The sequence below is a fragment of the Comamonas sp. JUb58 genome, from assembly GCF_004364775.1.
GTDB lineage: Bacteria > Pseudomonadota > Gammaproteobacteria > Burkholderiales > Burkholderiaceae_C > Comamonas.
This window is the reverse complement of the sequence record NZ_SOAL01000019.1, coordinates 79,345-94,962: the sequence shown is the minus strand read 5'-3', so window position 1 is coordinate 94,962 and position 15,618 is coordinate 79,345. Positions and strand designations below refer to the sequence as shown.

Annotated in this window: 13 protein-coding genes; 1 reads left to right on the top strand and 12 read right to left on the bottom strand. The window is 61.5% G+C overall.

The genetic code is table 11. From position 1 onward, the window contains the following. Nucleotides 1–125: 125 nt before the first annotated feature. From EDF71_RS19360 to EDF71_RS19310, 12 genes are all read right to left on the bottom strand, one after another. Complete coding sequence (locus EDF71_RS19360; RefSeq protein WP_133858191.1) at nt 126–5,876, bottom strand: PilC/PilY family type IV pilus protein; 5,751 nt, start codon at nt 5,874–5,876, stop codon at nt 126–128. Nucleotides 5,877–5,957: 81 nt separating this feature from the next. Further along, complete coding sequence (locus tag EDF71_RS19355) at nt 5,958–6,518, bottom strand: PilX N-terminal domain-containing pilus assembly protein (RefSeq protein WP_166656588.1); 561 nt, start codon at nt 6,516–6,518, stop codon at nt 5,958–5,960. Between the two features lie 35 nt (nt 6,519–6,553). Continuing rightward, nucleotides 6,554–7,645 (bottom strand): PilW family protein, encoded by a 1,092-nt coding sequence (locus tag EDF71_RS19350; protein WP_166656587.1) that lies wholly within the window; start codon nt 7,643–7,645, stop codon nt 6,554–6,556. Between the two features lie 67 nt (nt 7,646–7,712). Beyond that, nucleotides 7,713–8,258, bottom strand: coding sequence for a hypothetical protein (locus EDF71_RS19345; protein ID WP_133858188.1), 546 nt, complete (start codon nt 8,256–8,258; stop codon nt 7,713–7,715). After that, the gene (locus tag EDF71_RS19340; protein WP_133858220.1) at nt 8,252–8,767 is read right to left on the bottom strand and encodes a GspH/FimT family pseudopilin; all 516 of its coding nucleotides are present in this window, start codon (nt 8,765–8,767) and stop codon (nt 8,252–8,254) included. The genes EDF71_RS19345 and EDF71_RS19340 overlap by 7 nt, the downstream gene beginning before the upstream one ends. Continuing rightward, nucleotides 8,767–9,258: a type IV pilin protein gene (locus EDF71_RS25595; protein ID WP_133858187.1), complete on the bottom strand. Its 492-nt coding sequence runs from the start codon at nt 9,256–9,258 to the stop codon at nt 8,767–8,769. Before EDF71_RS25595 ends, EDF71_RS19340 begins: the two co-directional genes overlap by 1 nt. Before the next feature lie 651 nt (nt 9,259–9,909). Further along, complete coding sequence (locus tag EDF71_RS19330) at nt 9,910–10,902, bottom strand: metal ABC transporter substrate-binding protein (protein ID WP_133858186.1); 993 nt, start codon at nt 10,900–10,902, stop codon at nt 9,910–9,912. Continuing rightward, nucleotides 10,899–11,792, bottom strand: a complete 894-nt coding sequence (locus EDF71_RS19325) for a metal ABC transporter permease (protein ID WP_133858185.1) — start codon at nt 11,790–11,792, stop codon at nt 10,899–10,901. The genes EDF71_RS19330 and EDF71_RS19325 overlap by 4 nt, the downstream gene beginning before the upstream one ends. Next, nucleotides 11,789–12,523 (bottom strand): ABC transporter ATP-binding protein, encoded by a 735-nt coding sequence (locus tag EDF71_RS19320; RefSeq protein ID WP_133858184.1) that lies wholly within the window; start codon nt 12,521–12,523, stop codon nt 11,789–11,791. The genes EDF71_RS19325 and EDF71_RS19320 overlap by 4 nt, the downstream gene beginning before the upstream one ends. Beyond that, nucleotides 12,523–12,651 (bottom strand): hypothetical protein, encoded by a 129-nt coding sequence (locus EDF71_RS25590; protein WP_279586298.1) that lies wholly within the window; start codon nt 12,649–12,651, stop codon nt 12,523–12,525. Before EDF71_RS25590 ends, EDF71_RS19320 begins: the two co-directional genes overlap by 1 nt. A gap of 205 nt (nt 12,652–12,856) precedes the next feature. Further along, entirely contained in the window at nt 12,857–13,285 is a 429-nt protein-coding gene (locus EDF71_RS19315) for a Fur family transcriptional regulator (RefSeq protein ID WP_133858183.1), read from the bottom strand. Between the two features lie 27 nt (nt 13,286–13,312). After that, nucleotides 13,313–13,570: a hypothetical protein gene (locus tag EDF71_RS19310; RefSeq protein WP_208301092.1), complete on the bottom strand. Its 258-nt coding sequence runs from the start codon at nt 13,568–13,570 to the stop codon at nt 13,313–13,315. Nucleotides 13,571–13,747: 177 nt separating this feature from the next. Between EDF71_RS19310 and zigA the strand changes: the two genes are divergently transcribed. After that, complete coding sequence (gene zigA, locus EDF71_RS19305; RefSeq protein WP_133858181.1) at nt 13,748–14,989, top strand: zinc metallochaperone GTPase ZigA; 1,242 nt, start codon at nt 13,748–13,750, stop codon at nt 14,987–14,989. Nucleotides 14,990–15,618: the final 629 nt, after the last annotated feature.

The window sequence follows — 15,618 nt, the reverse complement described above, 5'->3', positions numbered from 1 at the left end:
TGACTGAAGCCAGCGTTTGAATGGCGATATGCTCAACTCCAAATACGCACACGCCGGTGATAGGTCCCTGGATAAACCGGCCTCCCCCACTCAGCAGCCTGTCCCCCCTTCCCCTCACCCAACACTCATTGATTCACCAGCTCGCGCCAGCTGATGCGCTTGCCCAGCGGCTTGGGCGTGGCGACCGGGATCTTGATGTCGATCGGGTTCTCTGGCACTTGGCTGGGGGAGACATGGCTGGTGACATCACCGTTTTGGTTGGCGCTCAGGTCATTGCCCGAGATCAGGCCATCCACGGATTCGCCGGCCATGCCCGTGCTGGTGTTCACGGCCTGGCCGGTCTGGAAGTCCAGGTAGTTGATCCAGCCCTTGCCACCGGCAACGCAAGGCTCGTTCGACGGCACATTGCTGGCGACCACCAAGGTGGTATTGGCTAGGCGCAGATCGACGTTGACGCGCTCGCCGGTGTCGGGCAGGTTCACATACCAGCTCTTGGTGGCGTCGTTGCACACCGCATCAGACATGCTTGGGGCACATTGGAGCTTGCGCGTCAGCTTGCCACTGACAGTGACATTTGTCAGCACCGACAGCTTGAGGCCCGCCAGGAACGATGCACCACTGTTGCTGTAACCATCAGCCACATCGTCAATGCCATAGATGGTCTGCTGGTCGGTAGTGCTCAAGTCCCCCAAACCCAGCAGCTTGCCGGTAGCAACCAGGATACGTGGCAGTGCGCTGCGGTTGGGGCTTTGCACCAGCTCCAGGCGGGTGGTGATGGGCTGCTCATTGCCATCCTTGTCTTTGAGCTGCACGACCTTCTGGCCCTGGTAGCTGCCGCTGACCCACTGGTAACGCCAGATGTTGCCCTGGATGTCGCCACCGTAGAACAAGGTGCTGGTGTTGTTGCCGCTGGGGTCCTTCATAAAGTTGTTCAGGTCCTTCATGCCGGAGCCATCGGCGTTGGCGATGGTCTGGACCACCGCACCGGTGCCGGCATTGAGCACATAGACATATCCCTTGCCATCGGCATTGTTGTAGCCCGAGGTGACCAGCGCCACCCAGGTGCCGTCAGGCATCTTGGTGATCAGCGGCTTGCCATAGCTTTGGCCCATGGTCGAGGCACTGGCTTCCCACAGCGCTTTGGGCGACTCGGGGTCGGTGATGTCCAACGCATAGTAGCCACTGCCGCCCTTGTTGAAGCCGCCCACCAGGATGGTTTTCCAGGCGCCATCGTGGAAGATGTCGGCCGTCACCGGCGAGCCATCAACAAAGTAGCGGTGGTTGCCGTCGTAGTTGGTGCTGGCCAGCGCGGGCATGGCAGGCATCATGGCCTTGGGCACAAAGGCCCAGGCTTCACGCGCAGCGGGGTACACGCTTTTGCCGCCGATGGTCTCTTGCTTGGTCAGGTCGGTGTCCGCGTAGAAGGCATGCAGCATGCCGTCGTTGCCGCCCACATACACCATGGGTCGGCGGTCCTTTTGCGCCAGGCGAAAGGCGGCATAGCCCGCATCGCGGTACTTGCGCTGGGGCTTGCTCACATACAGGGGCTGCGAGCCAATGATGTCGCCCAAACGGCTTTCGCGGCTACGGTAAAGCTTGGCGTCATCGCCTTGCACATAGCCTTCTTTGGTACGGTCACCACGCAGGAACTTCACCAGGTTCTCACCCAGCGCAGCGGTCTTTTGAGTATCACTCATCGGGCTGTACTGGGACAGCAGCGCTTGGGCCGCCGTGCCATTGAAGTGGCTTTGCAGCCCCCCCAAAGTGGCCCAGTTGAAGTCCTTCAACGTCGCGCCGTCCATAAAGTAGATCTGGCGGTCATCGCTGACCAGATCGCGCGCATCCAGCTTGGTCTTGGCAGACCAGTTGGGGATCAAGCTGCGGACGCCCGAGCCCGTGTTGATCTCATACGCTTGCACTTCGCCGGACCAGCGGCCGCTGCGGTACAGCGCGCCATAGGCAAAGTTATTGCCCGTCTCGACCACAGCCGACGACACGGCAACGCCGGCGCCAGAGCCCACCGCCGCACGGATATCGGCAAACACCTGGCCCAGGCCCGATTTGATGGCCTGCGGATCGTTGGCACTGAAGTAGAGCCCTCGGCCGTTGACGGCGGTATGCCAGAAGTCATCGATGGACTGGGGCTGCTCATAGTTGGTGACGCCCGGCGCCGGCCATACCGGCCAGGTCTTGGTGCCATTGCGGATGCCTGCAAAATCACCCGCGCCGTTCTTGTAGTCCTTGTCAAACTTCAAGGTGCCCGAGACGCCCATGCCGATCACATAGGTCGCCATATGCTGCCAGGTCACCTTGTCATCTTCAGCACCCGTGCCAGCCGGTTTGACCAGGTTGGCCAACTCGGGGCGCAGATCGGTGCCGTAGTAGTACTGCGCCACATCGGCCAGGGAGTTGCGGCTGCCGCCAGAGACATTGCTTTGCTCCACGGCATCGCAGGGCAGCTTGGTACAGGCCTGGTGCCCGGCAGGCAAGCTGCTCCACACCACCGTATTGGCAGGCAGCGGGCGGCCATTGGCGGGCAAGGTCATGCCTGCGGCTTCCGTCGCGCTGTAGCACTGTGCGGGCGATTCGAGGTCGGTCACAGGAATCGCTACTGTGGAATCCAACTGCGGCACCGCTTCCGTGTCACCCACCAGGGTCACGCGGTGCGTGGTTGCCGTACCAGAAAACACCTTCTTCTTGCCCTGCACTTGCGAACAATTGGTCGTTGCACAGTCGGCCGGCTGCTCTTCCGTGTAGACCGGCGTACCGCTTGCCACATCACATACCGTCACCTTGTGGGTCGACGGATCGTAGCCGGCGGCGCAGGCCTCACCGGGCTGCACGGTAAACGTCGTGGGCCCCTCTTGCTCGCAAATGGTTTCCACGCCATTGGCAGCGGTGCCGTTGGTGCAAGCGGCATAGTCTGCGGCACTGCGCAGGTAGGTCACATCCTCCACTCTTTCGCAGGTGGTCGTCGTCCAGCCGTTGTCGCTGGTCGGGCCCGACTCCACACAAGCACCATAGGCCATATCCGTCGGCGTGCTTTGGGTACGGCAGTTCGTGACCAAGTTTGCTTGTGGGCAGCTTTGCACCGGTTGGTTGTTCAGATGATTGGCTACACATTGGGTGCTCACCCAGCCATTGCTGGCTGAAGGGCCAGGCGTTGTGCTGCAGCTGGGCGTTTCGACCGGGTCGGTGGTCTTGTTCTGGCAGGTCACCAGATAACAGCCATTGGCCGGCGAGGGGCTTGCTGCCGTACAGCTTTGCACGGGCCCGTTGGCTGTGGAAGGTGGTGAGCCTGCAGGCGTGCAAGAGCCGCCACCGGAGTTGCATTCGATACCTATCCAGCCGTTGCTTACTGACGGTGCTTGTGGCGTGCAGCTGGCGGCATAGCCCCAGTCGGAGTAGCGCATCTCACAGACCGTATCGCCGTTGCAGTTGGCAGGATTTTCTGCATCGCTACCAAAGGACGTCGTAAAAGGCTCTTCACAAGCCACGATGGTGGGTGATGTGGATGCCACACATGTGCTTGCAGGCACTGCGTTGGAGGTGTGCAGCTCTGCGGCACCGCAGGCCTGGTCCATCTTGGTCGCGTTGTCCGCCATCTCTGCGGCGGAGGGACAGCTGTCTACCAACGATGAACCAGGCATTTTGGCACTGCAGACCGTATAGACATTGTCGCCACCCACACCTGCAGCGCAGAAGTTGTTGGTGGTGGGCGAGTCAACCGCCTCCTTGGCACAGTCATACTTTTTGAAGTCCGGCGCCTCCGCATTGCTGTTGACGCACTGCGCATCGGTCACATAGCTGGTCACACTGTGGCTGCTGTCGCAGTTGCTGAAAAGCACCATGCTCACACCGCTGGCCACCAAATCCGGGTGGATCTGTCCACAAGCAGGTACGGGCCCATTGATAGGCGCCACACCCGGACTGCCTTGGCAGGAAATGGTGCCCTGGCCAGGTACAAACTGTCCATTGTTGCTGCAGGCCGATGCACTAGCGGGCACTTCGCTGGTCTGGCACTCGACCATGTAGTCGCCGTCCATGCCCGGAGTGCAGCTGGCATTGACCAGTTGCCACTGGTCGTTGCCGACCAGGTTGCAGCCATAGGGCTCGCAGACACTCTTGTCCGTGGTCTTGAACGGAATCTCACCAATCGCCTGGTTGATATAGGAATAAAAATAGCGCTTTTGCTCGACCCGCTGGTACACGGCCTTGGCGATGGGCTCTTGCCTTTCGGTGGCCCAGGTCGTTCTCATGGCGTTGCGGTATTTGCTTTGGGTGATGGAGTTCCAGGTGTACCGGTGCTTGTAGACACGTTGGTAGACCATCTTGGTGGCCGCCACATGCCAGTAGCTGCGCTTGGAATTGGCAAAGCCCAGCTTCTGCTCGGCCTTTTGCTCGGTCCACGACGTGCTCTTGTAAAAGCCCAGCACCGTGCCATAGGTCACCTGTTGCGTCTGCACGCTTTTTTTGGTGATCTTCTTGTACGTCGTCTCGGTCTTGGTGCCACCACCTGGAATGATGGTCTCCCAATCCAAACCGCAGGCGTTCCAGGTATAGCCGATGCTGGCATCTCTGCGCAACAAGGATCCGCTGGTCGAACCGTCATAAATCGGACGGGGGGTCAGGCCATCTGGCCCGGTCAACGGGCGGTTGTAGAGCGGATCGCTGTCAGGGCCATCCTGCTGCCCGACCAGGGTGCTGCCATCCAGCTGCAAGGCACCTTGGCCTGGGGTACTTTCCTGGGCGGTATTCCAATACCCGTCTGTTGTGACGATGGCATAGTGGCGCTGGCAGGCGGAGATCACGGGGTCCACAAAGGGCGCCATGGCTGCATTGATGCTGTCGCTCTTGTTGCCATAGTAGCGCCCGACACGGGCCAGGGCTTCGCGGGTGGGCGAACTGCCGCCCGTCGGGGCCGATTGGATCGACTGCAACCAGTTCGCCTTGTCCGTGCTCTCAAAGTCTTTGACGGGCATGAACTTGAATACGCTGGTATGGGGTTTGGCACCCGTCAAGAAACCGACGCGAAAGTTGTTGTCCAGCGCATTGAAGGCCAAGCTGATCGAAGACTTGGCCATGTTGATACGCGTGCGGTAGAAGCTGTACCAGATGGCAAAGTTCTGTTGCTGCGCAGCCGGGATGCCCCGCCGAATCCAATAACCGTCGGGCGCCGTGGTACTGCCGGTGTTGATATTCGCGCTCGCCTGGTTGATTGGCAGACTGCCGTTGTCCACCTTGATGGCGCTGTTGCTGACCTTGTTGCAGGCGCCAGCCGTCACACCCGGACCCTCGAACGAAGGCGTGATCCCGGCTACGCGTGGCATCCATTCAAAATAATAAGCTGCTTGGGCCGGGTCGTCGTAGATGGACTCCTGGCGGAAGCGGGTGTACATGTCGTAAGCCCGAAAGCTGGTCGCCAGGTTCACCGTACCTTTGGAATGGTCGTAGCCATCGACCCAGGCGCCGCTAAAGCTGGGCTGGCTGTAGGCCGTGCCATCGGGCTGGGCTGGCAGCTCGTACTTGGTGGCAGGGTTGTAGTACAGAGTATTGCACAACGAACTCTTGTAGCCCACCGGAAAGAAGGTGGCCGAGTAATTGGTCGGGTCCCAGTCATCGGGCATGTGGGTCCACTTCATCGAGTCCGAAGTGTCCATCAGCAGCATCACATTAGGCTTGTCCTGGTTGGCAAAGGTGTTGACCGGTACATCCGAGATATCGACCGGGTTATGGATCGTGTCGGCAATAGCCATACTGCCGCCCACCGCGCCGGCCACCAGAGCCGCAACGCCCAGTGACCACAGCAGCCTGGGGCTCCAGGTGCGCGCCTGATTCCCGTGCTTCTCTTTGTCTGCGAAAGCTATATTTTTCATCTATTCGCACTCCTCTTATGACTCTTCAATTTTCTTTCCCACCCCACGCAGCCGCGACCGAATGCAGGACCCGGACATGCTTCAGTAGGTGCTCATCTGCACATAACTCTCGGTGTCACGCGGGCCAGAAACCTTGGCGGTTATCCGGTACATGGGCCGCTGGGCGCAACTGGAGACGCTGCCCACCGGCTCACTCGAGCCCGAGCAGCCTTCACCCTGGGGCACCACACAGCTTTGCCCGGCGGCATTGAGTGTTCCGACCTTGGTGCACAGCCGGTGGATCAGGTAGCTCACCTCATTGCCCAAGCCATCGTTGGTGGTGACCACAGGGGCACTGCCCCAGGCCAGGGATTGAACGGATGCCTTTGGATCAACGCTGGCGTAATAGCCCAAAGTGCTGTTGTTGGCATCGAGTGCACTGGTGCCCGTTGCTGCCAAGACTTCCAACTTTGCCAGGCCAGTTTCCAGCCCCAAATCAGCGCCTGATGTGGCTGACTGCTTGAGTGCCAGACTGCCGGAGACGCCAGCGCCCAAGGTGCTGGTGCGCACGAGAGCCAGGCCGGTGATCGTCATCACCAGCAGCACGACCAGGGCGACCAGCAGGGTCACGCCCTGCTGTTGGTACCGTGGAGCGGAGGTCACAGCTAGCACTGCACTGCGGCATGGCAGGTGTTTGGTCATGGTTGTTGCCCCCAAATCGTGTTGCGCAGCGGGATCACGCTTTCATAGACGCGGTAACGGTAGTGCGGCCATTCGCCACCCGTGCCCATCTCGAAAGACTTGCTGCCATTGGCCCACTTGGGCGCCGCGGATGTGACCGCGTCGCGCTCATACTGCGAGCTGCGTACAAGAATCGCGACGCGTACCGCCATCAGGCGTCCCAGCTCAATGGGGGTCAGCTCAGAAATGGAAGATGACCACTCGCTGTCCTTGTCAAGCTTTCCATCCCCATCCCCGTCAAAGCCATACTCCGCCACCATTTGCAGCACATCCTCGGCCACGGCGACGCTCTTGGAATCGGTCTCGTCCAGAAAGTCGTAGCGCATCAACTGGTTGTCCTTCACCCGCCATACATTGCGGGTGGGCTGGTGGCCCAGGCTGAACAGCCAGCCTTCACCCAGGCTGGTGTCGCCGCCATCGAGCATGTCGACATACGAGCCGCCATTGCGCTGCGGCGTTACCGAAGCACCGGTGTAAAAGCTGGTGTAGGCGCTGCTCATGTGGCGCACACTGGGATCGTCTTCCGCCACGCCGCCGGGGCCGGTGATGGACGAGCCGGCACCCGCAGTGACCTCCATCAGCAGGCATTTGCGGGTATCGGAATCGCTGGTACCCACGACTACATCACCAGCCTGAAAGCCCGCATTGCTGCGCTCCATCGTGAAAACACCGCCAGCACTGGCGCTGTATCGGGCACCAATAAACATATTGGCGGATGATCCGGTGAGCACCCGCAACTCTTTGCCATCGACAATTTGCACCGGCAGCAGCGGAAAGGTGTACTGGCCTGGGTCGCGGCCTGTGCGCTTGAAGGCCTGTACTTCGCAGCCCAGGTGAGCAGGGTCCATGCCCGCAAACCCGAGACCAGCGGAGCGAATGTCGCGCTCAATGGCAAACAACGCCAGGGCGCCTGCGGTTTGCGCCTGGCTGAGAGCGGCCGTAGTGCGGCGCTGCCCCTCCGAGGTCGCAAATAGCTTGTAGATGGCCAGCAAAGTCAACAAGCCGATGGCCAGCCCGATCATGATTTCGATGATCGTAAAACCCTGCATGCGGCCATGCGGCGGCGGCCTCGGTGGCGCAAAACCCTTCATGACAATGGTTCTCTCTTCGTAACTCTTAGTGCACGAATGCCTGTATTTCGTAAATACGCTTGGCTGCGTCGCTAGGCCCTTGCCAGCACAGCCGTACCGTCACTCGGTTGAGGTCGTTGTCGGTTTCCACTACCACTTGCTGGCCGCTGGCCGTAGCGCCTGGCAGTCCCACCAATGGGTTCGCCGATTCACCGCGCGCCGCCTTGAGCACCTTGCCCAGCTCTGAGGTATCACTCAGCTCGCTGCCGCTGTAGCTGCAGTGGTCGGTACCACCCGCTTGGTGTGCGAGCGCTTCAAGCGACTGCGCCAATGCCGTGGGCGAGCTGCGGTCCACGCTCAGTGACACCAACTGGATGATTTGTGCGGCGTACATGCCCGCCTCGGTGCGGTACTGTGCCTGGCCGCTGAGTGCGGTGGATTTGGCCGTGAGCCCCGCAATGCCCAAAATGCCCAACAGCAGCAGCAGGATGGAAACCATGGCCTCGATCAGCATCATCCCGTTTTGTGCGCTGCTGCCTGGTCCTTGCGCTGGCAGGCGCGTTTGTCGCTTTGAAGAGGACGTACTCAGCATTTGCGGTTGTCTCCATCGGTGGTGATACTGGGATCGCAAAGCCGTACCTGGCCGCCCTGCGACACCTGCACCAGCAGACAGCGTTGCGGGCCGCTGGCCAGACATTGGCTCGCAGCACCGGGCATGAACTTGACGGCGTTCGCGGCCGACGCATTGCCCAGGCCATTGAACGTCACCGCATTGGCCAAAGCAGTGACCGTGAGCATGGCGGCGGACTCCGGCGCCTTGACTGCAATCGTGTCGTTACCGACCGCGATGGACCAGCCCTGCTTGGCCTCGTCCAGGGTAATGGTCACATCCGCATTGCGACGTAGCGCCTCTGCGCGCGCCTGCTGCGCTCCGTCGTAATAGGCCTGGGCCGAGGCGCGGATCTTGGTGTCCAGCAATGCAACCTGAATGCTCGGCATCACCATCAGCAGCAAGAAGGCGATGATGCCAATGCCCACCAGCAACTCCAGCAAGGTGAAGCCCTGCGCACGCCGCGAAGGCATTGCAAGAAAGTGCAGCATCAGCAGCTCCCATCCTTGCGGACCGACCAGCAATTGCTTCCGGCTGTCCAGCCTGTGGGCGTGCCGGTGGTAGCGCGCTGGCCTTGCTGGTTCAGCGTAAAAATAAACCCACCCATGCCGCCCTTGCCTTTGGCCATGACGGTAAAGGCAGTTTTGCTCCGCGTCGGGCAGGAATAGTCGAAACGGGCCGTATCGCCCGGTTTAGGCGCCACGGTGCCAGGCTCGCAGGCACCTTCATAGGTGCGGTTATCCTGGAAAAACTGTTCCATCTTCCCGCCCATATCCGCCAATGGCACCAGGCCGTCGACGATTTGCCCACGCTTGATGTATTCCTGGTAACTGGGAATGGCAATGGCCGCAAGAATCGCCACGATGGCGACCACGATCATCACCTCAATGAGCGTGAAGCCGCGCTGACGCACTGCAGGGGCTTCAGCCTTTCTGGCAGTGCGATGCCTGGGCCATATACAGGCTGTTGAAGAGAAATACATGAGGACACCCCTCACCGCGCTGGCACTGGGCAAGGCGATGCTCCCAAAGACCAGCGGCGGAGAGCGTGGGGAAGCCCCGGCACATCTGCTGCTGACCCATCAAAAATTAATTAAATTTATCGATGCCAGGCAACCCATATCAGTTCTGGCCAGGTCGCATCATAAGTGACATTTAGTCAATTTCTTATGTATATAAGATATTGATAGTTTTATAGTATTTTAAGAATGATTGAAGATTTCGGTCACTGCAGGTATGTCCAATGGCTATAGCCCGCAGCGGCGATGGGCCAGGAGAGGTGGCCAGTCACTATGTTTTTAATAGCATTACAGCAAGTCTGGAAAATGCTTGCATGCGCTTCAACCCGAGACGCACCAGTTGTGTGCGAGCTCCAGACACCCAGCTAACTGGCCTTCCCAAAACGTCGGTACCGGCAGCGGCAGGCGGCCGTTCTGAAAGGCCAGATGCTGTTGCAAAGACGCATCTTGAGGGCAGCCAAGATGACATCCGGCGGAAAAAAATCAAGCCGCCGTTGCCTGATGCGGGCTTCCAGCAAGAGAGGCGCTGACCCAGCCGCCCTGACCGGGTTTATGCAGTGCACATTGCATGGGCCCCATGTTTGCGTTGGTGGGGCCCAGCGTGACAGGAGGTGATCAGCCCGCCTGCAGGGCCTTGAGCAAGGTGGCCGCATTGGCCTCGACCATATCGATATAGGTGCTGGCGGGGCCCCCCGCAGGCGACAGCGCATCGGAGTAGAGGCGGCCACCGATGGCAGCACCCGTCTCGCGCGACAGCTGCTCCAGCAGGCGCGGGTCGGAGATGTTCTCCAGGAAGATGGCGCCAATGCGCTCTTCGCGCACCTGCTTGACCAGCGCTGCCATGTCTCGCGCCGAAGGCTCGGACTCGGTCGACAGGCCGCGCACTGGCACAAAGCGCAGGCCATAGGCCTGGGCAAAGTAGCCAAAGGCATCGTGGGTGCTGACGACGGTGCGGCGCGCTGCGGGCACGGCGGCAAAGCGCTGGCGCAGGCTGGCGTCCAGGGCCGTCAGGCGGGCGATGTACTGCGTGGCCTGCTTGTCGTACTGGGCCGCGTTGGCCGGATCTGCCGTAGCCAAGCCCTTGGCGATGTTGCGCACATAGATGATGGCGTTTTTCACGTCCTGCCATGCATGGGGGTCGTTGGGGCCATGGTTGTGGCCGTGTCCATGGTCATGGTCGTGATCGTGGTCATGCCCCGCCTTGTCAGCGCCATGGTCGTGCCCGTGGTCATGGCCCTGGCCCTTGGGCAGCGCGCGCACCGCAATGCCCTGCGATGCCACGATCTCCTGGCCTTTAAAGCCTGCGGCCTTCTTGAGGCGCGGCATCCAGCTTTCAAAATCCAGGCCATTGGACACCAGCACTTTGGCCTGCTGCAGCTGGCGCGCCTGCTGCGGTGTGGGCTCAAACACATGGGCATCGCCATCGGGCCCAACCAGGGGAGAGACGCTGACCAGGTCACCGCCGACCTGGCGCGTCAGATCCTGCAAGATCGAAAAGCTGGCCACCACGGGCAGCGGCTGGCCCGCAGCCCAGACGGAGCCAACAGGCAGGGCGCTGGTCAGCGCCAGCCCCAGCAGCGCGCGGCGGTTCAGGTAAAAGTTGCTCATTTGGATACTCCCATCGGTTCAGACACAGAATCGTTGGCCGGCCTTTGGCGCTGCGCGCGCACGCTGCCCAGCCGGCCCAGGCAGAGCGACAACAGGTACAGGCAGCCCAGGCTCAAGGTGATGGCGGCCGATGCCGCAATGCCCGCGTGGTAGGACAGCAACAGGCCCAGCACGCTGCCGGCCATCGCGATGGCGGTGGACAACGCCATCTGCAGGCCCACGCCGCGCAGCCAGAACCGCGCACTGGCGGCGGGCAGCACCACCAGGGCCACCGCCATCAAGGTGCCCAGCGAATGGAAGCCGCCCACCAGGTTGAGCACGAGCAGCAGCATGAACAGTGCATGGCTGATGCTGCCCATGCGCCCCTGCAGGCGCAGAAAGCCGGGGTCCAGGCACTCCATCAGCAAGGGCCGGTACATCAATGCCAGACCCAGCATCGACAGGCTGGCGATGGTGGCGGTCAGGTACAGGGTGGGATCGTCCAGCGCCAGCACCGAGCCAAACAGCACATGCAGCAGATCCACATTGGAGCCGCGCAGCGAGATCAGCAAGACGCCAAGCGCCAGCGAGATCAGGTAGAAACCGGCAAAGCTCGCGTCCTCGCGCAAGGCGGTGTAGCGGGTCACCACGCCCGAGAGCATGGCCACGATCAGGCCGGCCGCCAGGCCGCCAATCGTCATCGCCGGCAAGGACAGGCCAAACAGCAAATAGCCCATGGCCGCGCCCGGCAAGATGGCATGCGACATGGCATCGCCCACCAGGCTCATACGGCGCAGCAGCAAGATGGTGCCCAAGGGCGCGGCGCCAGCGCTCAAGGCCAGGCAGCCGGCCAGCGCGCGGCGCATGAAGCCGTAGTCCACAAAGGGCTGCCACAACAGCTCGGCGATCATGCGCGCCTCCTGGCACCTGCGCGTGCTGCCAGGCTCGGCAGCACATCGGCGGTGGCGCCCCAGCCCAGCTGGGTGCCCGCCAGCGCCAAGGCCTCGGGAAAGAACGCCTCCACCATCTCGCGGTCATGCAGCACAGCCAGCACGGTGCGGCCCCGCACATGCCACTGCTGCAATAGCTGCAGCAGCACATCGATGGAGGGCTCATCGACACCGGTAAAGGGTTCGTCCAGCAGGATCACCGGCGGGTTCTGCACCCAGAGCCGGGCAAAGCGCATGCGCTGAAACTGCCCGCCCGAGAGCTCGGCAATCCAGCGCGGCTGCCAGCCCTGCAGGCCCACGGTTGCCAAGGCCTTGCTGATCTGCCCCCGCTGCGCATCGCAGACGGCCCTCAGCGCGCCCGTCTGCGCCCACAGGCCCATGCTGACAAAGTCTTCCACGCTGATCGGAAAGTCACGCTCCACCTCGCAGGCCTGCGCCAGATAGCCCAGCGCCGCACGCGGATAGCGGCAGCGCAGCGACCCCTGCATGGGCGCGAGCTGCCCCAGCAAGCCTTTGAGCAAGGTTGATTTGCCGCCGCCGTTCGGCCCGACGATGGCCGTCATCGAGCCCGCCGCAAACTGCCCGCTGACACCCCGCAGCGCCAGCTTGCCGCCGTAGCCCAGACCGAGGTTGGAGAGTTCGATATCGACGCCATGCACTGCTGCTGCAGGCAGGCTGGGAACGGACTGCATCATGTCTGCTGCACCGCCCATAGCACGCCCCCCCAGAGCAGCGCGCTCATGCCCAGCGCCAGCAGGCAGCGCGCCAGCGCCGAGGCCTGCAAGGCGCTGCGGCGCCTGCTTTTTTGTATTGATCCCATAACGCACCCATTCGCAGGTGCGCTGCTGCCCAGGTCATCTGGACGGCATCGAATGTGCACCTGCAGCATCTTCAAAAATGTGATGTTATAACATTAAATGAAAATGCGGGGGAAAAAGCACGGCCCAGCTTGGCAGCTGCGGCCAGGCTATGCAGAGAGGAAATGCAGGAAAGAGAGGGGGGGGAGAAACAGCGATCCGAGGCGCTCAGGCCGCCGGTGCAGCAGCGCAGCGGCTGCAGGTGCCATGCATCTCGACATGGGTGCTGCTGGGCCGGAAGCCGTTGGTCTTGGACCAGGTCTTGAGGCGCCGTTCCACCGCAGGCTCCAGGAACTCATCGACCTGGCCGCAGTTATCGCAGATGGCGAACACCACCAGGCCATGGTCATGGCCTTCGGCATGGGTATGGGCGCAGACCACAAAGGAGTTGAGGCTCTCGACCCGGTGCACCAGACCGTATTCGATCAGCTTGTCCAGCGCGCGGTACACCTGCTGGGGCGCGCGCAGGCCCTCGTCGCGCAGCTGGTCCAGCAAGGCATAGGCACTGGCCGGATTGGCCTCGCGCGCAAGCGCTTCGAGCACCAGGGCTTGGTGCTTGGTCAACTCGGGCTGGGGCGTTTTGGCGACTGTGGACATGGTGACAACAAAGGCAGAGGCCAGAGTTTAGCCGGTCTGCTGTGCGGACGCTGCCAGCGGGGGCTCCGCAGCGGCGGCGGCCTCCTGCTCTTGCGCGGCTTGCACCAACCAGTGCTGCACCGCCTGCCAATGCGCATAGCCGTAGAGGCGCCGAAAGCGCTGGGTTTCCTCCAGCCCCGGATTGCGCCAGACCGCCAGGCGTTGCGCGATGAAGTCTGCGCTCAAGGGGATGCCGCATTCGACGGTGATGCAGTGCCGCCACTGCGCGTAGGTTCTTGGAATCATCGTTGTCCTTTCCACATCTCAACAGCTGCCCTCCTCCCGGTTCCCGTTGAACGTTTGAGAAAAACGAGCTTCAATTTGTTATGTTATAACATATCGCATTACCAACACAGGCACCACCCAACGCTGGCCTGGGCATGCAGCAAGCCACCCCAGCCAGCGCCAACCCCGCATTCCACGATGACTTCCAGCACCCTCTCCTACCCACTGGCAACGACGCGCCCAGCCAAACTCCCCGTCACCGTGCTCTCGGGATTCCTGGGTGCCGGCAAAACCACCCTCCTCAATCACATCCTGAACAACCGCGAAGGCCGGCGCGTGGCGGTCATCGTCAATGACATGTCCGAGGTCAATATCGACGCCGCCCTCGTGCGCCAGGGCGGGGCTGAGCTCTCACGCACCGATGAGAAGCTGGTGGAGATGAGCAATGGCTGCATCTGCTGCACCCTGCGCGAGGATCTGCTGGTGGAGGTCAACCGCCTGGCCAGCGAAGGCCGCTTTGACCAGCTGGTGATCGAGTCCACTGGTATCTCCGAGCCCCTGCCCGTGGCAGAGACCTTTACCTTTGCCGGAGAGGACGGCCGCAGCCTGGGCGATGTGGCGCAGCTGGACACGATGGTCACGGTGGTCGATGCCTTCAATTTTTTGCGCGACTATAGCTCGCGCGACCACCTGCAGGCGCGCGGCCAATCGCTGGGCGATGAGGACCAGCGCACCGTTGTAGACCTGCTGGTCGAGCAGATCGAGTTCTGCGATGTGATCGTGCTCAACAAGGCCGATCTGGTATCTGGCGCCGAGCGCGAGCAGCTGATGGGCATCTTGCGTGGCTTGAACCGCCGCGCCCGCATTGAGCTGGCCGAGTTTGGCCAGGTGCCCCTGCACAAAGTGCTGCAAACGGGCCTGTTCGATTTTGAGCAGGCCTCCCAGGCCCCTGGCTGGCTGCAGGAGCTGCGCGGCAGCCACCAGCCCGAGACGGAGGCCTATGGCATCAGCAGCTTTGTCTACCGCGCACGCCGCCCTTTCCACCCCGAGCGCTTTTTTGCGCTGATCAACCAGGAGTGGCCAGGGGTGGTGCGCTCCAAAGGCTTCTTCTGGCTGGCCAGCCACCCCACATTGGCAGGCCAGTGGTCACAAGCCGGTGCCGTGGCCCGCCACAGCGCTGCCGGTTACTGGTGGGCTGCTGTGCCCGAAGAACGCTGGCCGCAGGACGCGGAAGCCCTGGCCCTGATCCGCAAAGCCTGGGATGAGCGCGTAGGCGATGCCCGCCAGGAGCTGGTATTGATCGGCATGGACATGGATGAGCCTGCCCTGCGCGCGCAGCTGGACAGCTGCCTGCTCAGCGATGCCGAGATGGCGCAGGGGCCAGCGGTGTGGACGGGCTTGCGGCATTCGTTTGTGGATTGGCCCGACAGCCAGGTCTAAGACATTCGCCGCCTCACAGCGCCTGGTAAACCGCCAAGGTCTCCGCTGCGCAGCGCTGCCAGGAGTAGCTGGCGGCACGCGCCAGGCCCTGGGTGCGGGCATCGCACAGCCAAGGCTTCCGGCCCTTTCTGGATATCGCCGTAGCCCGTCTCCGGCCGGTTGGCCACAATGCCAAAGGTCAGCATTGCGCCCTCGCTGGTTCCATTGCCACCGCACAGGATGACGGGTGTGAGTTTGGGCATGGGGATTATCTCGATAGTAGGAGGTCTGGGGCAGTGCCTCAGCGCTTTTCAGGGGCCGCTTGCTGATTTTTGATTTGCAGCCAAGGACTGTGGTCGTGATTTGATCGTTGGCCACTCTGACCTTGAGTGACGTGGATAACAGGAAGGCACGTACCTTATTGCTGCATTTCTAAATGCTCGCTCAGTCATTGTTTTGCCTCACTCCCATAGCCTGCAACCGCACATCAATCTAGTGCAGATAAAGTTCAAAAAATGCAGACAAATGTGAGTATCACTACACATTTGCAAGACTATTAATAGGTTCTACTAATACCCATTAACATTTTCAAAATACAGGATAAAACCCCAGTATCCTGCTGGCCTGCCGATCCATGCCACACTCCCCGC